The sequence below is a fragment of the Rhizobium oryzicola genome, assembly GCF_030504645.1.
GTDB lineage: Bacteria > Pseudomonadota > Alphaproteobacteria > Rhizobiales > Rhizobiaceae > Neorhizobium > Neorhizobium oryzicola.
Map to the genome: position 1 here is coordinate 113,408 of NZ_JAUKWQ010000005.1, position 16,923 is coordinate 130,330.

Annotated in this window: 13 protein-coding genes; 7 read left to right on the forward strand and 6 right to left on the reverse strand. The window is 59.1% G+C overall.

Annotation, left to right across the window (positions count from 1 at the left end):
• The first annotated feature begins 135 nt into the window (after positions 1 to 135).
• Genes Q2T52_RS16530 through Q2T52_RS16555 form a run of 6 tightly spaced genes read left to right on the forward strand, consistent with a single transcriptional unit; the run spans position 136 to position 7,157 of the window.
• Positions 136 to 2,022, forward strand: coding sequence for a peptidylprolyl isomerase (locus tag Q2T52_RS16530; RefSeq protein ID WP_302077894.1), 1,887 nt, complete (start codon positions 136 to 138; stop codon positions 2,020 to 2,022).
• A gap of 20 nt (positions 2,023 to 2,042) precedes the next feature.
• On the forward strand, positions 2,043 to 3,059 hold the full coding sequence (gene trpD, locus Q2T52_RS16535) for an anthranilate phosphoribosyltransferase (protein WP_302077895.1): 1,017 nt from the start codon (positions 2,043 to 2,045) through the stop codon (positions 3,057 to 3,059).
• 6 nt (positions 3,060 to 3,065) lie between these two features.
• Positions 3,066 to 3,881, forward strand: a complete 816-nt coding sequence (trpC, locus tag Q2T52_RS16540; protein ID WP_302077896.1) for an indole-3-glycerol phosphate synthase TrpC — start codon at positions 3,066 to 3,068, stop codon at positions 3,879 to 3,881.
• Entirely contained in the window at positions 3,881 to 4,363 is a 483-nt protein-coding gene (gene moaC / locus Q2T52_RS16545) for a cyclic pyranopterin monophosphate synthase MoaC (protein ID WP_436799546.1), read from the forward strand. The genes trpC and moaC overlap by 1 nt, the downstream gene beginning before the upstream one ends.
• A 38-nt stretch (positions 4,364 to 4,401) precedes the next feature.
• Positions 4,402 to 5,631 carry a molybdopterin molybdotransferase MoeA gene (locus Q2T52_RS16550; RefSeq protein WP_302077898.1) on the forward strand — a complete coding sequence of 410 codons (1,230 nt, stop codon included), beginning with the start codon at positions 4,402 to 4,404 and terminating at the stop codon, positions 5,629 to 5,631.
• 56 nt (positions 5,632 to 5,687) lie between these two features.
• A complete protein-coding gene (locus Q2T52_RS16555) occupies positions 5,688 to 7,157 on the forward strand; it encodes a cryptochrome/photolyase family protein (protein ID WP_302077899.1) in 1,470 nt (489 codons plus the stop codon).
• 78 nt (positions 7,158 to 7,235) lie between these two features.
• Here Q2T52_RS16555 and pyrG read toward each other — a convergent pair whose 3' ends face one another.
• From pyrG to Q2T52_RS16575, 4 genes are all read right to left on the reverse strand, one after another.
• A complete protein-coding gene (pyrG, locus tag Q2T52_RS16560; protein WP_302077900.1) occupies positions 7,236 to 8,864 on the reverse strand; it encodes a CTP synthase in 1,629 nt (542 codons plus the stop codon).
• A gap of 136 nt (positions 8,865 to 9,000) precedes the next feature.
• Positions 9,001 to 9,408, reverse strand: a complete 408-nt coding sequence (gene secG / locus Q2T52_RS16565; RefSeq protein ID WP_302077901.1) for a preprotein translocase subunit SecG — start codon at positions 9,406 to 9,408, stop codon at positions 9,001 to 9,003.
• A gap of 142 nt (positions 9,409 to 9,550) precedes the next feature.
• Positions 9,551 to 10,324, reverse strand: coding sequence for a triose-phosphate isomerase (tpiA, locus tag Q2T52_RS16570; RefSeq protein WP_302077902.1), 774 nt, complete (start codon positions 10,322 to 10,324; stop codon positions 9,551 to 9,553).
• A gap of 155 nt (positions 10,325 to 10,479) precedes the next feature.
• Entirely contained in the window at positions 10,480 to 11,376 is an 897-nt protein-coding gene (locus tag Q2T52_RS16575; RefSeq protein ID WP_302077903.1) for an alpha/beta fold hydrolase domain-containing protein, read from the reverse strand.
• A gap of 223 nt (positions 11,377 to 11,599) precedes the next feature.
• Between Q2T52_RS16575 and parE the strand changes: the two genes are divergently transcribed.
• A complete protein-coding gene (gene parE, locus Q2T52_RS16580) occupies positions 11,600 to 13,648 on the forward strand; it encodes a DNA topoisomerase IV subunit B (RefSeq protein WP_302077904.1) in 2,049 nt (682 codons plus the stop codon).
• Between the two features lie 27 nt (positions 13,649 to 13,675).
• On the opposite strand, the gene Q2T52_RS16585 is transcribed toward parE, so the two are convergent.
• Complete coding sequence (locus tag Q2T52_RS16585) at positions 13,676 to 16,228, reverse strand: HWE histidine kinase domain-containing protein (protein WP_302077905.1); 2,553 nt, start codon at positions 16,226 to 16,228, stop codon at positions 13,676 to 13,678.
• Positions 16,229 to 16,771, reverse strand: coding sequence for a biliverdin-producing heme oxygenase (locus Q2T52_RS16590; RefSeq protein ID WP_302077906.1), 543 nt, complete (start codon positions 16,769 to 16,771; stop codon positions 16,229 to 16,231). It lies immediately after the preceding gene.
• Between the last annotated feature and the right edge of the window lie 152 nt (positions 16,772 to 16,923).

The window sequence follows — 16,923 nt, forward strand, 5'->3', positions numbered from 1 at the left end:
GAAGCATGGCATTTCTGGTCGGCAACAACGTTTCTTTTGCGGTTCCATCCCTTCAAAATCGTTACGCTTTGCTTTAGAGACTGACCCTCAAACCGCCGGGAGGCGGCTCGATTTTTTTGAAGGTTATGTCGCTCGATGCTTGATTCCCTGAGAGATGCTGCCCGTTCGTGGGTCGCGAAGTCGCTTCTTCTGCTTCTCGTCGTGTCCTTCGGCATCTGGGGGGTATCGTCTTCGCTGGTCAGCTCCACCGGCAATGCGGTGATGACGGTCGGCAGCCAGAAGATCACGCCGGAGGAATTCCGCCTCGCCTATCAGCGGCAGTTGAGCGCGCTCAGCCGTCAGTTCGGCACCCAGCTGACGTCGGAACAGGCCAAGGCCTTTGGCGTGCAGCAGCAGGTCTTTGCCCAGCTCGCCGCCGGTGCAGCACTGGATCAGCTGTCGCGTGACATGCGCATCGGTCTCTCGCAGGATCGCCTTGCGGGCCTGATTGCCGAAGACCCCGCCTTCAAGGGCAATAACGGCCAGTTCGACCGCCAGCTCTTTACATCGCGCCTGCGCAATGCGGGCATTCGCGAGAACGACTATATCAGCGAGCGCAGCAAGGTGGCCGTGCGCGCCCAGGTCGTTGATGCGGTGTCGGATGGCTTCCAGGCGCCGAAGGTACTCATTGACGCCCTGCGCCAGTATCGCGATGAAAGCCGCAGCGTCGATTACCTGCTGCTGTCCTTTGCCAACATCGATCCCGTCAAGGCGCCGGCAGATGACGTTCTCACCACCTGGTACAATGGCGTGAAGAACCGTTACCGTGCCGCCGAGCAGCGCAAGTTCGCCTATGTCACGCTTCAGGCCTCTGATGTTGCGGACGAAAAGGCCGTGACCGACCAGGCGATCAAGGACGAGTACGAGCGCACGAAGAACAGCTACAAGACAGCGGAAACCCGTAGCATCGAACAGCTGACCTTCCCGAACAAGGACATGGCCGATGCCGCTGCCGCGCAGCTGAAGGATGGCAAGGTGACGTTCGACCAGCTGGTAACTGATCAGGGCAAGACGCCCGCCGATGTGCTTCTCGGCGACCTGACCAAGGACCAGTTGCCGGATCAGAACGTGGCAAACGCCGCCTTCGCGGTCGCCGCCAATGGTGGCACCACGCCTGTCGTGGAAGGCGCCTTCGGCCCGGTGATCATTCGCGTCAACAATATCCGTGCCGAGGCGACGAAGAGCCTGGACGAGGTAAAGGACGATATCCGCAAGCAGCTGGCACTTGCCGCCGCTGCCCAGGAAGTGCAGGCGGTGCATGATCGTTTCGAGGATCTGCGTGGCTCCGGTTCCTCTCTGGAGGACGCTGCCAACCAGTTGAAGCTGAAGACTGTGACGGTCACCACTGACCGCAGCGGCAATGACATTGATGGCAACAAGGTCGCCAACCTGCCTGCCCTCCCCAACCTTCTGCCGGAAGTCTTCCGCACCGATGTCGGCACGGAAAACCTCGCCCTGAACTTCGGCCAGAACGGCTATCTCTGGTTTGACCTGCGCGAAGTGATCCCGGAGCGTGACCGTCCGCTGTCCGAAGTCAAGGACAAGGCCGTTGCCGACTGGACGAATGAGCAGCAGAAGGCTGCGCTCGCCAAGAAGGCGGATGAGCTGAAGGCGCGCCTGGACAAGGGCGAAACGCTGGCCACCATCGCCGGCGAGCTTGGCATTGCCGTCGAAAGCAAGAATGGCCTCCACCGCACTGGTACTGACGCAATCTTTGGGCCCGAGGCTCTGCGTGCAGTGTTCTCCGGCCCGGTCAACACCAATGCGGTTGCGCAAGGCGCCGATGGTGAAAGCCGCCTGCTCTTGAAGGTGACCGATGTGAAGGCCGATCAGGCGGATGCGCTCACCAGCAATGACCAGCAGCTTCAGCAGATTGCCCGCGCCGCCGGCGACGACATTCTCGACCAGATGGTCAACCAGCTGCAGACCAAATACGGCGTGTCGATCAACCAGGCTCTGGCCGATCAGGCATCCGTGCGCTGAGGGTTTCGGGAGGAGTAACCATGCCTGAACTGAAACCCTTCATTGCCAAGGTTGCCAATGGCGAGGCGCTGAGCCGCGACGAGGCCCGCCAGGCCTTCGACATCCTGATGTCTGGAGAAGCGACGCCCTCGCAGATCGGCGGCTTCCTGATGGCGCTGCGCGTCCGTGGTGAGACCGTGGACGAGATTGCCGGTGCGGTCTCGACCATGCGCGCCAAGATGCTGCCGGTGGAAACGCGAGCTGATGTCATCGACATCGTCGGCACGGGTGGCGACGGCATCGGCACCTATAATATCTCGACACTGGCCGCCTTGATTGCCGCCGGCGCTGGGGTGCCGGTCGCCAAGCATGGCAACCGCGCGCTCTCCTCGAAGTCTGGCACGGCCGATGCGCTGAGCTGCCTCGGCGTCAATCTGGAAATTGCGCCTGATCACATCGCCCGCTGCATCGAGGAAGCCGGTATCGGCTTCATGTTCGCGCAGATGCACCATGCCGCCATGCGCCATGTCGGCCCAAGCCGTGTAGAGCTCGGCACGCGGACCATCTTCAACATCCTTGGCCCCCTTTCGAATCCGGCGGGAGCGAAACGGCAGTTGCTGGGCGTCTTCTCCCCACGCTGGCTACAACCGATTGCGGAAGTCATGCGGGATGTTGGCTCCGAGAGCCTGTGGGTCGTTCACGGCGAAGGCATGGATGAAATCACCACCACAGGCGTGACGCATGTGACGGCGCTGGAAGACGGCAAGATCCGCAGCTTTGAACTGAAGCCTGCCGATTTTGGCGTCGAGATTGCCAATCTCGCCGATCTCAAGGGTGGTAATGGCGAAGTCAATGCCAAGGCACTTCGGAATGTTTTGGCCGGAGCCAAGAACGCCTATCGCGATATTTCGCTCTGCAATGCCGCCGCAGCACTTCTGGTCGCCGGCAAGGTCGCCACTATATCCGAGGGTATGAAACTCGCCTCCGCCTCCCTGGACGAAGGCCGTGCCGCAAGCGTGCTGGAAAAGCTCGTTGCCGTCTCGAACGAAGCAAGGTGAGATGCCATGAGCGACATCCTCAAGAAGATCGAAGCCTATAAGCTGGAAGAGATTGCCGCCGCCAAGACGAAGGTCTCGCTGGCCGACCTGAAGGCCATGGCGGCCGATCAACCCGCCCCGCGTGGTTTCTATCGCGCACTCAAGGCGAAAGCCGATGCAGGTTTGTTTAGCCTTATTGCCGAGATCAAGAAGGCAAGTCCGTCCAAGGGGCTGATCCGTCCGGACTTCGATCCGCCTTCTCTTGCGAGCGCCTATGAAGCCGGCGGTGCCGCCTGCCTTTCCGTTCTGACAGACAAACCAAGCTTTCAAGGCGCACCGGAATTTCTGACCGCCGCCCGCAATGCCTGCTCGCTGCCGGCGCTGCGCAAGGATTTCATGTTCGACACCTATCAGGTTCATGAGGCCCGCGCCTGGGGCGGCGACTGCATTCTCCTGATCATGGCCTCGCTCTCCGACGACGATGCCCGCCGTCTGGAAAATGAAGCTTTCGAACTCGGCATGGACGTGCTGATCGAAGTGCATGACGAGGAGGAGATGGAGCGGGCACTGCGGCTCGCCTCGCCCCTGGTCGGCATCAACAACCGCAACCTGCGCACCTTCGACGTCAGCCTCGAAACCAGCGAGAGACTGGCGGGCATGGTGCCTGCAGATCGTCTGCTGGTGGGCGAAAGCGGTATCTTCACCCATGCGGATTGTCAGCGCCTCCAGCGTTCCGGCATCAGCACCTTCCTGGTGGGTGAAAGCTTGATGCGCCAGACGGATGTGACGGCGGCAACGCGCACACTCCTTCTCGGTGATGCCGCAGTGCAGGCAGCTGAGTGATGACGGACGAGCCCCGCCTCTCTCATATCGGCGCCTCCGGCGAGGCCAATATGGTGGATGTCGCAGACAAGAATGATACTGTGCGTGTCGCGACCGCCGAGGGCTTCGTGCGCATGCTGCCGGAAACCCTGGCGTTGATCCGTGAGGGCAATGCCAAGAAGGGCGATGTGATGGGTACGGCCCGCTTAGCCGGAATCATGGCCGCCAAGCAGACATCAAACCTTATTCCGTTGTGTCATCCACTGATGCTCACAAAGGTGTCGGTCGAGATCACGGAGGATGCGGAGCTTCCGGGCCTGCGGGTGACCGCGATGGCGAAGCTCACCGGCAAGACCGGTGTTGAGATGGAGGCACTGACTGCCGTCTCCGTCGCATGTCTAACCATCTATGACATGGCCAAGGCCGCCGATAAGGGCATGGAAATCGGCGGCATTCACCTCTTGGAAAAGAGCGGCGGAAAATCCGGCGACTGGCGGCGGTAAAGTCCGCCCATCACCAAATATCATCCGAGGAGCAGATCATGGCCACCAATCTCCTGCCCGTTTCGGAAGCGCTGTCCCGTCTGTTGGCAAAGGGAGTTCCTGTTGAGGCGACCGAGACCGTAAGCCTCCAAGCGGCCCGTGGCCGGGTGCTGGCAGAGGATCTCACGGCCCGCCTCACCCAACCACCCTTTAACGCCTCTGCCATGGATGGCTATGCACTGCGCGCCGTGGACGCGCCTGAGGTCGGCGCTGTTCTCTCCGTTATCGGCCAGGCCGCTGCCGGCCATGCCTTTGAAGGATCGCTTGCTGCGGGTCAGGCTGTACGTATCTTCACAGGCGCACCTTTGCCCGATGGTGCCGACAGCATCCTGATCCAGGAGGATGCAGAGGTTCTGGAGGACAGTCGCATCCGCACGAAATTTCCTGTCGTGGCCGGACGCCATGTGCGTCCGCGCGGCCAGGATTTTGCCGAGGGCGAAGTGGTGCTGACGGCGGGAACGGTTCTCGATTATTCGCATGTCACGGTTGCCGCTGCGATGAACCATCCGGAACTGGTGGTCTACCGCAAGCCGCTGGTGGCGCTTTTGGCCACCGGCGACGAACTGGTGGTGCCAGGCCTGCACCCCGGTCCTTCGCAGATCATCGCCTCCAACACCTTTGGTGTGGCAGCCCTCGTGGATGCTGCCGGCGGCGAGGTTCTCGATCTCGGTATTGTTCCGGATCGCAAGGATCTGATCGAGGCGGCCATTGCCAGGGCGCGGGCGGCGAAGGTGGATGTGCTTGTCACCTTGGGCGGCGCGTCGGTGGGGGATCATGATCTCGTGCAGGCAAGCCTCAAGGCCTCAGGCATGGAGCTCGATTTCTGGCGCATTGCCATGCGGCCGGGAAAGCCGCTGATGGTGGGCAATATTGACGGCATGCAGGTTCTGGGCTTGCCCGGCAACCCGGTGGCAAGCCTCGTCTGCGGGACGCTGTTTCTAGAGCCATTGATCGCGCGCCTTGCGCGCCAGCTCAAGCCGCGTCGTGAGGCACAAGCTTTCACGGAGACCACAATATCAGCCAATGATCACCGTCAGGATTACCTGCGGGCCACATTGAGCCGTGGCAATGACGGCAGTCTGATCGCCCGCTCCTTCGGCAAGCAGGATTCCTCGATGATGAAGGTCTTCGCGCATGCCGATTGCCTGATCGTGCGGCCGCCGCATGCACCGGAACTGCCCGCTGGCGCGCCCTGCCCGATTATTCTCATTCGCCCCAGTACCGTCTGATCCGATAGCGGCCACATTTCGTAATTCCTGAATTACCCAAAGATTCGGGAGTTATCGTGTCGAATTCAAAGCCAGCACCGGTCATTCTCTGGTTTCGAAAGGATCTCAGGCTGGATGACAATGGTGCGCTGACAGCCGCCGCACAAAGCGGTCGTCCCGTCATCTGTGTTTACATCCGAGAGCCGGAAAGCGAACGCACAGGTCCGCTTGGCGGAGCACAAGCGTGGTGGCTGCATCACTCCCTTTCGGCACTTTTGAAAAGTGTTGAAGCGATAGGCGGCCAGCTGCTTTTAAGGAGCGGCAAGGCTGCAGATGTCTTGAGAAAGCTTGCCGAGCAGACCGGCAGCGATCGCGTTCTCTTTAACCGCCACTACGAACGTGATGATCTCGATGCGGAAATCATCGCAGCGCTGCAAGAAGACCGGATCGAAGTAAAGCGCTTCAAGGGCCAGCTTCTGCACGACCCGCATTCCATGCGCACCGGAACGGGCGGAAGCTACCGCGTCTATACGCCCTTCTGGAAAGCGCTGGATCGTGATGGCGACCCGCGCGAACCGCTGGATCCGCCTAAGAAAATTTCCTCATCCCTCATCAACCTCGAAACAGAGGTTCTCAAGGACTGGGACCTGCTGCCCAAGAACCCGAACTGGGCCGCGGAATTCGATCGTATCTGGACGCCCGGAGAAAAGGGTGCATGGACAAAACTTGCCGCCTTCACAAAAAAGCCGATCCAGACCTACAAGAAGGATAGAGACTTTCCCGGTCTCGGCGATGCCACGTCCAACCTTTCGCCGCATCTTGCTTTCGGTGAAATCTCGCCGGCGCGCGTCTGGTTCGCCACCCGTCAGTTGGGCGAATTCGCCAATGCCGATATCATCCACTTCCGCAAGGAACTGGTATGGCGCGAGTTCTCCTACCACTTGCTGGCTTCCTTTCCACAGCTTCCAGTTAAGAATTGGAATGACAAGTTTGACCGCTTCCCCTGGTCGAAGAACCGCGATGGTTTTACGGCCTGGACGCGGGGCATGACCGGTTATCCCATTGTCGACGCCGGCATGCGCCAGCTCTGGCGACATGGCTATATGCACAATCGCGTGCGGATGATCACGGCATCCTTCCTGATCAAGGACCTGATGATTGACTGGAGGCAGGGCGAGGCCTGGTTTCGCGATACGCTCGTCGATGCGGATGTTGCCTCCAACGCCGCCAATTGGCAATGGGTGGCCGGATCGGGCGCTGACGCAGCCCCCTTTTTCCGCGTCTTCAATCCGATCCTTCAAGGCGAAAAATTCGATCCCGATGGAAGCTATGTTCGCGAATTCGTGCCGGAACTCGCCAAGCTGGATAACAAGTATATCCACCGTCCGTTCGATGCGCCGTTGGATGTTCTGGCGCGGGCCGGCGTCAAGCTCGGGACCACCTATCCGAATCCGGTCGTCGACCACTTCACAGCGCGCGATCACGCGCTTGCCGCCTATGCTGAAGTGACCGGCCGCAGCTCGGAGCCCGATCCCCGCGACGCCTGATAACCCGCACCTGATTGCAAAGAAAAAGGCCGGAGCTGAATGAGCACCGGCCTTTCCGATATTTGATGGCGGGTCGTCTCAGACGAGACGGCTCTGTTCCAAAGCCGCTTCAATGAAGCTGCGAAACAGCGGGTGAGGATCGAGCGGACGGCTCTTCAGTTCCGGATGGTACTGGACACCGATGAACCACGGATGGTCGGGATACTCGATCGTCTCAGGCAGAAGCCCATCCGGCGACATGCCAGAGAAGACCAGGCCGCAGTTTTCCAGACGATCCTTATAGTCCACGTTCACTTCGTAACGGTGGCGGTGACGCTCGGAAATATCCGTCGCTCCGTAGATGTCCGCGATTTTGGTGTCGCGCTTCAGAGCGGCCTTGTAGGCGCCAAGACGCATCGTGCCGCCGAGATCGCCAGCCGCCGAACGCTTCTCCGTTGCATTGCCCTTGACCCACTCGGTCATCAGGCCAACCACGGGCTCCTTGGTCGGGCCGAACTCGGTGGAGGATGCTTCCGAAACGCCAGCCAGATTGCGGGCTGCTTCGATGACCGCCATCTGCATGCCGAAGCAGATGCCGAAATACGGCACCTTGCGCTCACGCGCAAAGCGGGCCGCATTGATCTTTCCTTCCGCACCGCGTTCGCCAAAGCCACCGGGAACCAGAATGCCATCGACCTTTTCGAGATAGGGTGCCGGATCTTCCTTTTCGAAGATCTCCGACTCGATCCATTCCAGCTTCACCTTCACATGGTTGGCAATGCCACCGTGATGAAGCGCCTCGATCAGCGATTTATAGGCATCCTTGAGGCCCGTATACTTGCCGACGATGGCAATGGTCACCTCGCCTTCCGGGGTACGGATGCGATTGCCCACTTCTTCCCAGTTGTCGAGACGTGGCTTTGGTGCCGGTTCGATACCGAATGCTGCCAGCACTTCCGAGTCGAGACCTTCCTTATGATATGCAGTCGGCACGTCATAGATGTTGGCGACGTCAAGCGCCTGAATGACCGCGGACGGACGAACGTTGCAGAACAGGGAAAGCTTGCGGCGTTCTGCTTCCGGGATCTCGCGATCCGCACGAACAAGCAAAATATCCGGCGCAATACCGAGGGCCTGCAGTTCCTTGACGGAATGCTGCGTCGGCTTGGTCTTCAACTCGCCGGCTGCCGGAATGTACGGCATCAGGGTGAGGTGAAGATAGACAGCCGTTCCGCGCGGCAACTCGTTGCCGAGCTGACGGATGGCTTCCACGAAGGGCATTGCCTCGATATCGCCGACGGTACCGCCGATTTCGCAGATCACGAAATCATAGTCATCATTGCCTTCGACAACGAAGTCCTTGATTTCATTGGTGACGTGCGGAATGACCTGAACGGTTGCGCCAAGGTAATCGCCGCGGCGTTCCTTGTCGATGATGTTCTTGTAGATCCGACCGGTGGTGATGTTGTCGGTCTTCGTTGCCGAACGCCCCGTGAAGCGTTCGTAGTGACCCAGATCGAGATCCGTTTCAGCGCCGTCATCGGTCACGAAGACCTCGCCGTGCTGGGTCGGGCTCATGGTGCCCGGGTCGACGTTGAGATAGGGGTCGAGCTTGCGTAGCCGAACCCGGTAACCTCTGGCCTGTAGCAAGGCTCCGAGGGCTGCAGCCGCAATTCCTTTTCCAAGGGAAGAAACCACGCCGCCAGTGATGAATACATATCGCGCCATGGGAGTCACCGGATACCTTTTCACGAACGATTCCGCCAGCCCAAAAATGACATGGGACGGTTAAGGCTGTTGAAATCCAGACAAAAGAAAACCGGCAGGCTTTTGGCCTGCCGGACGTTCAAGCTTGAAGCGGGCCTTATTTCGTCGGGACCGCTTGGTTGTTGGCCGGTGCAGGAGCAGGTGCTGCAGCACCGGAAGTAGCAGGAGCAGCAGCGCCATTGGCAGGTGCCGGCTGGCCGGATGCGGGCCCGAGCGAATCGAGAATGCCGTTGCCCTGGCCCTGCTGAGATGCGGGGATGCGATCAAGAATGTCCGTCGGCTTGGATTCGTAGCGAGCAAGGATGCCGAGAACCAGCGACGTGATGAAGAAGAGGGTCGCCAGGATCGCGGTCGTGCGCGTCAGGGCGTTTGCAGTGCCTCGTGCGGACATGAAGCCGGAGCCTCCGCCGATGCCGAGCCCGCCACCTTCGGAGCGCTGGATGAGCACCACACCCACCAGGGCGAGAACGATCATCAGGTGGATCACAATCAAAACGGTCTGCATTGTCAGTCCATTCCGCGCGCCAATCGGCACGCATTCGTCACAGCTTTGGCGGCTCTTTACCTGAGGCGGCCGCGCATTCCAAGGGGCAAGTACGATCTCCCGGCATTTTCACGAGAGATCGTCGAGCCCATCAAAGGTGAGCTTACTCAACGAGTGAGCTGTATGCGCCGTAGATGGCGAGGAAGTCCGACGCTTTCAAGCTCGCGCCGCCAACAAGAGCGCCGTCCACATTGGCAACGCTCATCAACTCCACGGCGTTGCCAGGCTTGACGGAGCCCCCGTAGAGAATGCGGATCTTTGCGCCTTCCTTGCCGAAGCGCGTCGCCAGTTCGTTGCGCATGAAGGCATGCGCCTTTTCAACGTCGTCGGCGGTCGGGGTCAATCCGGTTCCGATCGCCCAGACAGGTTCGTAGGCGATCACGGTATTTTCAGCCGTCGCGCCATCCGGCACGGAGCCTGCCAACTGGCGCTTGAGGATTTCAAGTGTCTGACCGGCCTTGCGCTCATCGGCTGTTTCACCGATGCAGATGATTGCGGTCAAGTCGGCGGCATAGGCCGCTTCCGCCTTTGCGCGCACAAGATGATCGGTTTCAGCATGATCACTGCGGCGCTCCGAATGGCCGACGATCACATAGGTGCCGTAGCAGTCGGCAATCATCTCGGCGGAGATATCGCCAGTATGGGCGCCGGATGCATTCTGATGGCAATCCTGTGCGCCGATCAAAAGTGGGCTGTCCGTGCAGAGCGCGGTCGCGACGTAGAGCAGCGTGGCCGGCGGGCACAGCAGGGCATCAACCTTGCTGACGAGTGCATGGCCAGCAACGCCATCCGAAATGGCCTTGATCTGATCGAGCGAGGCGCGCGTGCCGTTCATCTTCCAGTTTCCGGCTACCAGCGGGCGTACATCCGGCGTCATCGGTCTTGGTTTCCCTTTTCTCCCGACCGTTCTGGAGAACGGCCACCTATTAAAATCGACGAACAAGCTCCGCTTTTAATTCGATCCCATTGGAAATGGTATGGAAAAGCGTGAACTTGGTTCAAAAGCGTGGTTAAGACGTCTGAGGCAGGCTGTCACCTGCTTGCCAGCATGAAATTCAAAATTTCGCGCCAGTCGCTCATGCGGATCGGCGTGCCGTGTCCACCGGTGCGAAACAGGGTGAAGACGGTGGGGTAATGCTTCTCCAGCATCTTTTTGTAGAGGGCGATCTGATCATCTGCCTTGTAGACGGAATCGGCGCTGCCATGCGCAAAGTAAACGGGCAGTTTTAATTTTGCCGCCGGCGTCGTCAGGAAGCCGGGATCCGGTGGTCCGCTCATGATTACGAGACCCTTGAGGTAGCGCACTGCCTCCTTGTCGCGCGACACGCTCTGGCAGATGAAGCCGCCCATGGAGGCGCAGGCAAGGATTACTGGTCGCCCTGCGGATTGCTCGAAGGCGTGACGGATCAATCCCGCCACATCGGCTGCACCGTTCGGATCGAAACTCTTGATCGAAGGCGCGTAGTAGACCCCACCATGCATCACGACGAGATTCTTCAGCCGGTTGAAGTTGCCGCCGAAGGTGTAATCGTTGACGCCGAGGCGTCTGTCTCCCCCTCGCCCATGGATGAAGATGACCGTAAAGTTCGCGTTCACCTCGCGCCCGACGCGGGCAACATCGAGCTTCGCCCCTGAAAGCATCAGCGTCTCGTTCGCCTGATACTCCTTCACGCGCAGATCGACATAACGGGATTTGACCCGTCTCTCCGGCTCCTCGTCGCGAGCGTTGATGTCGCGCAGTTCCTGGTAGTCCATGACCTTGAATGCGCCGCCATCCGCGGTTTCCAGAACCGTCTCCGACGAAAAAAGGTCATCTTTGAAGGGGCGAATCGGCCCGTCGAGCGGCGCTGCTAAGCTGCTGGACGCCGTGAGGTACAACGGTAGCAAAAGGGCAGCAAACCACCGCAGCGCAAAATGATCTGTGGACATAAAAGGTTTGTTCCCCATCGCTGCAGTTCGCTGCCTTGCCATCGCGGGCATTGCAGCGCAAATCCTCGATACGAAGCCCTGTTTGACGGGCATCGCGAAAAAGCCGGTTTTCTGGCACACTCCCGGCCGATTCGATAGCCACTCCGCAGCGGCAAGCGCGAGCAGATCACGTCACAAGCACGCGCACAACCGCTGTCCCCCATAAGGCGATATTGACGGAACCATGGACGATAGCAACGACCTCTTTGCGAGCCTACCCAAAGCGACGCCCAAGGCAACAGATGTTGTCGAGCCCGCGCCTGCGAAGCAGGTCGAGCGTCCGCAACCGGTTCCCGCAGCAACCGACGAGAGCTACGGCGCATCATCCATCCGCGTTCTGGAAGGCCTTGAGCCGGTGCGCATGCGCCCTGGCATGTATATCGGCGGCACCGATGAAAAGGCGCTTCACCATCTGTTTGCCGAGGTCATCGACAACTCGATGGACGAAGCAGTTGCCGGCCATGCCAATTTCATTGAAGTGCATCTGGATGCCGAGGGCTTCCTGACCGTCACCGATAACGGCCGCGGTATTCCCGTGGAGAACCACCCTCAGGTGCCCGGCAAGTCAACGCTTGAAGTCATCATGACCAAGTTGCACGCGGGCGGCAAATTCGACGGAAAGGCCTATGAGACATCAGGCGGTCTGCATGGCGTCGGCGTCTCCGTTGTCAACGCGCTGTCTGATCTCCTGGAAGTGGAAGTAGCGCGAAACCGCAAGCTTTACCGCCAGCGGTTTTCGCGTGGCGTTCCGCTGGGAGGACTGGAAGAGCTTGGCGACGTGCATAATCGACGTGGCACGAAGGTGCGCTTCCATCCCGATCCGCAGATCTTCGGTGATCACGCGAAGTTCGATGCGGGCCGCATCTTCCGCATGGCGCGCTCCAAGGCCTATCTTTTCGGCGGCGTGGAAATTCGCTGGAGCTGCGATCCGGGTCTGGTGCCCGCCGGTGGCGAGATCCCGGAAAAGGCCGTCTTCCATTTTCCGGGTGGTCTGAAGGATTATCTGGCGGCGACGCTCGGCAAGGAATTCACCGTCACGCGCGAGATCTTCTCCGGCCGCACAGAAAAGACCGGCGGCCATGGCGCGCTGGAATGGGCCATCACCTGGTATGGCGGCGATCCGCAGGTCCACTCCTATTGCAATACTATCCCGACCCCTGAGGGTGGAACGCACGAGGCTGGCCTTCGAATTGCCCTTCTCAAGGGGCTGAAGAATTACGCCGAGCTGACGCAGAACAAGCGCGCCAAGGACATCACCACTGAAGACGTGATGATATCGGCGGTCGGCATGCTTTCGGTCTTCATACGCGAGCCGGAATTCGTCGGCCAGACCAAGGACAAGCTGGCAACAGTCGAGGCGCAGCGTATCGTTGAAAACGCGCTGCGCGACCCCTTCGATCATTATCTTGCGGGCAATCCCAACGAGGCGGCCAAGCTTCTGGACTGGGTGATCGAGCGCGCCGAAGAGCGGCTGCGTCGCCGCAAGGAAAAGGAAGTCAACCGCAAGACGGCGGTGCGCAAGCTGCGCCTGCCGGGCAAGCTGGCCGATTGCTCGCAGAACACCGCAGAGGGGGCGGAGCTCTTCATTGTCGAGGGTGACTCGGCTGGTGGCTCCGCCAAGCAGGCGCGGAACCGTATGAACCAGGCGATCCTGCCGCTGCGCGGCAAGATCCTGAACGTTGGCAGCGCCAGCCGCGAGAAACTGTCCGCCAACCAGCAGATTGCCGATCTCATCCAGGCGCTCGGCTGCGGTACGCGCAGCAAGTATCGTGACGAAGACCTGCGCTACGAGCGCGTCATCATCATGACCGATGCTGATGTCGATGGCGCCCACATCGCGTCATTGCTGATCACCTTCTTTTATCAGGAAATGCCGGAGCTCATCCGGGGCAATCACCTCTATCTCGCGGTGCCACCGCTCTACGTGATCCGCCAGGGCGCGAAGATCGTCTATGCGCGCGATGATGCCCATCGCGCCGAGCTGATGGAAACCACCTTCAAGGGCAAGAAGGTCGAAATCGGGCGCTTCAAAGGCCTCGGCGAAATGATGCCGCAGCAGTTGAAGGAAACCACGATGGACCCCGCCAAGCGCACGCTTCTGCGTGTCTCCATCGATGAGATCGACTTCGAGGGGACGCGCGAGGCGGTCGATAATCTCATGGGCACGAAGGCGGATGCGCGTTTCCGGTTCATCCAAGAACGCGCAGCCTTTGCCGAAAATCTCGATATTTAAAGCGGAGCATTCATTGTCGCCGTAGCATCAATGAACGCGGGCTTTTCGATCAGCCATCAATCGCAGAATGGCACCAATCAAAGCGGTTGCCTCATAGGGTTTGCGCACCACGGGTGCATCGAAGCTGGCTGGGATGATAGACTGGTCGCTGTAACCTGTCGCGAAGACGAACGGCACGTTTCGGCGCGTCAGTTCCTCAGCAATGGGAAGTGAAGTTTCCGAGCCGAGATTGACGTCCAGGATCGCGATATCAGGCGTAAACGTCTTGAGCCGACGTAAGGCTTCCGAGGCGGAAGGCGCCGTCGTGATTTTCGTCATGCCATGATCAGCCAGTATGCCTTCGACATCGGCGGCGACCAGCATCTGATCCTCCACGAACAGCACTTCCAGATCCGCCAGCAGATCGACAAGCTCTTCTGCCGGCGCTGCATTCAACTCTGTCGCCTTCGCTTCGCCGGACGCATCGCCGCCTTGGATGTGCGTCCCAGGAATTAGGAAGCGGGCGACGAGACCGGAGGGATCATAGGAGACCCGGCTTTCGCCCCCAAGTTCATACGGAATGCTTCGGTCAATAAGCACCGTACCGAAACCTGCGCGCGATGGCGCCGTCACGCTTGGGCCACCCTTTTCGTCCCAGAGCAGTTCGCAGGAATGGTCCGCAGTTTTGGACCAAGTAATTTTCAGCAGCCCGGTGTTGACAGATAGCGCCCCATATTTGGCTGCGTTGGTCGACATTTCGTGCAAGACGAGGGCCATGACCGAAAAGCCGCGACTATCGAGCCAGACATCAGGGCCCTGCAACATGATCGAGCGCGCACCCTCGCGGTATGGTTTCAGCTCCGCTTCCAACAGATCTCTCAACGACCCGCCATCCCCACCCCGAACAACCTGGTCATGAGCAAAGGCAAGTGCTTGAATGCGGCCCTTCAGTGCGCCGACATATTCACGGATCGTCCGCCCCTCTTCCACCGGATGCCCCACCAGCGCCTTGATGACAGCGAGGATATTCTTGACTCGATGGTTGAGTTCTTCGTTCAGCATTCGCTGTCGCACATCGGCCTTGCCGCGCTCGTCAGCGATCAGTTCGTTGTGATGCAGGACAATCTCAACCAGAACTGCCCGGATGGCCTCGGCAATTTCCCGTTCGCTTTCCGTCCAGCGCTGCGCCTTCATGCGCACCGTTTCCTTCCAGATCGCAAAACTCTTGCGCGGCGTCAGGCGATCTCCCAGAGGGCCGACATCGTAAGACTTGTCCGGGTTGCCCGCCCAGTCCAGTGTCAGAACAAGCTCTTTGCGAAAGAAAAACAGGTAGTCTCGGGGTCGCTGAGACAGCGGTATGGCCAGGACCCCGCAGACCTCCGATGCGTAGGATTGAGCATGAGGCAGGTGCAGGGAAATCGTATCGGTGGACCATATGCGACCGCTCGCCACGGACCCTACAAAATCAGCGATCTCCGGCATCGCCTCCTTGGGTGGTGTGACGCCGTACCAATTCCAGGAACCATCGAGCCACAAGCCGACCCCGTCCGAAGGCATGATCTGCGCAAATTCAGTCAGCGACTGCCGAAGAAGACCGGCAACATCTGAATTGTGGGAAGCGGATTGCAGGAAGCGATCGAGAGACCGACGCGCCTTGTTGGCAGTGTCCAGAATATCCTTTTGCTTCAACGCATTCAGATGCAGCGAAAAGAACTCACCGAACATCTCGGCGGCCACGCGCTGCGTCATCGTCAACACCTTTGGCGAATAATGGTGGCAGGCGATCAGCCCCCAGAGCTCGCCATCAACGATGATGGAGATCGACATGGATGCACCAACGCCCATGTTGCGAAGATACTCGCAATGGATCGGTGAAACGCTACGCAGATGAGCAAACGACAGGTCCAGTGACTGTCCTTCCTCATCGAATTCCGGAACGACGGCAACGCGCGCGCCGCTGGCATCCGATATCACGCGGATCGTATTCTTGATGTAGAGAATACGTGCCTGCTTGGGGATGTCGCTTGCAGGAAAATACTGACCCTTGAAGCTTTCCAGATCGCGCCGCTTATATTCGCTGACGACCTTACCGGCTCCATCATGCTCGAACCGATAGATCATCACGCGGTCATAGCCCAGCATGGCAAAAACAAGCCGCGCCGATTTTTCCACAAGCGCGTCGATGCCATCGATAGAACGGATGCGGCTAATGAGCAGGCGCGCTGTTTCAAGCGGCTGATCAGACTGACCGTTTGAGGCTTCGAACTCAATGATTGCACCGTCATCGCTGCGATGAACGGCGATGTCAAAAAGGCCGGATGGGAGAGCCACACCAAACCTTAATGCCGGTCTTGCCGGATCGTCGCTGGTTGCCAGAGCATTACGAAGCGTATGCGCAATATCTTGGCCCAGCGCCTCATCGAGCCGCTGGCCGGCAAAGACCGGTACGCCCAGCATGGCTTCGACGTTGACCGAATACCTTGAAATTGTTGACCCTGTCACGTCGCAAGCAATCAGACATCCGTGTGGCTGAATACTTCCCGGGATGTGGATGGGTTCTCGATCGCAATTCGTAAGATCGACCGGATCTGCAGTCTGCATTCAAACTTCCTTGAAGGCCTTTTCCGCAAGGATGAAAACCGCCTGCGACGCCTGGATAACCTTTTCCATGTCGACTACGGGTGCGGCATCAAGCACTTCAAGAAAAGTCTTCCAACCTTTTGAGGTGGATTGCCTTGCCAGATGACGCGCGCCAAAGCTTTCACCGAGCCCAAGCGCGACGGCACGCGAGAAGAGAACACGTGCACCAAGAGACGAACCCTCAATCACGTAGAGCGCACCGAGCACCGTTTCCAGATCCTCTCCCAGAGAAAAATTGCTGTGTTGCCTGTTTGGCGTGATTGCGAGGTCATGCATGTCCATCAGAATTTCTTTGCCTATGACCTGCGGTCGCCAGCTTTGGAAGCATGAGGGCAAAACTAAATTCGACAAAGCTTGCTCGATGGGCAGACGAAAGTCATGAACCCCTTGCAAATAAAGTCTATATTGATCCAAAGTAGCCAATGAGCCGACCGCGGCATCGACGATCGAATGACGTTCGGACGTGCGCTCCCTCAGAAGGAAGCGGCGTTGTGATGCGGTCATGGGGAGAGAAACAAAGCTTTGTTGACGATGTTCTTATTTTTAACGCATCCGTCACATACGACAAGGTGAAATCTTCAACCATGATCTGCAAGCCTGACCGAGCGTCTTGAAAGCGATGAACTGCGATGCGAGCGCGTAATAAGGATGATAGT

What these genes read in the sequence shown, in the direction of transcription:
- Q2T52_RS16530 (WP_302077894.1), top strand. Translation starts at nt 136, where the DNA reads ATGCTTGATTCCCTGAGAGATGCTGCCCGTTCGTGGGTCGCGAAGTCG.
- trpD (WP_302077895.1), top strand. Translation starts at nt 2,043, where the DNA reads ATGCCTGAACTGAAACCCTTCATTGCCAAGGTTGCCAATGGCGAGGCG.
- trpC (WP_302077896.1), top strand. Translation starts at nt 3,066, where the DNA reads ATGAGCGACATCCTCAAGAAGATCGAAGCCTATAAGCTGGAAGAGATT.
- moaC (WP_436799546.1), top strand. Translation starts at nt 3,881, where the DNA reads ATGACGGACGAGCCCCGCCTCTCTCATATCGGCGCCTCCGGCGAGGCC.
- Q2T52_RS16550 (WP_302077898.1), top strand. Translation starts at nt 4,402, where the DNA reads ATGGCCACCAATCTCCTGCCCGTTTCGGAAGCGCTGTCCCGTCTGTTG.
- pyrG (WP_302077900.1), bottom strand. Translation starts at nt 8,864, where the DNA reads ATGGCGCGATATGTATTCATCACTGGCGGCGTGGTTTCTTCCCTTGGA.
- secG (WP_302077901.1), bottom strand. Translation starts at nt 9,408, where the DNA reads ATGCAGACCGTTTTGATTGTGATCCACCTGATGATCGTTCTCGCCCTG.
- tpiA (WP_302077902.1), bottom strand. Translation starts at nt 10,324, where the DNA reads ATGACGCCGGATGTACGCCCGCTGGTAGCCGGAAACTGGAAGATGAAC.
- Q2T52_RS16575 (WP_302077903.1), bottom strand. Translation starts at nt 11,376, where the DNA reads ATGTCCACAGATCATTTTGCGCTGCGGTGGTTTGCTGCCCTTTTGCTA.
- parE (WP_302077904.1), top strand. Translation starts at nt 11,600, where the DNA reads ATGGACGATAGCAACGACCTCTTTGCGAGCCTACCCAAAGCGACGCCC.
- Q2T52_RS16585 (WP_302077905.1), bottom strand. Translation starts at nt 16,228, where the DNA reads ATGCAGACTGCAGATCCGGTCGATCTTACGAATTGCGATCGAGAACCC.
- Q2T52_RS16590 (WP_302077906.1), bottom strand. Translation starts at nt 16,771, where the DNA reads ATGACCGCATCACAACGCCGCTTCCTTCTGAGGGAGCGCACGTCCGAA.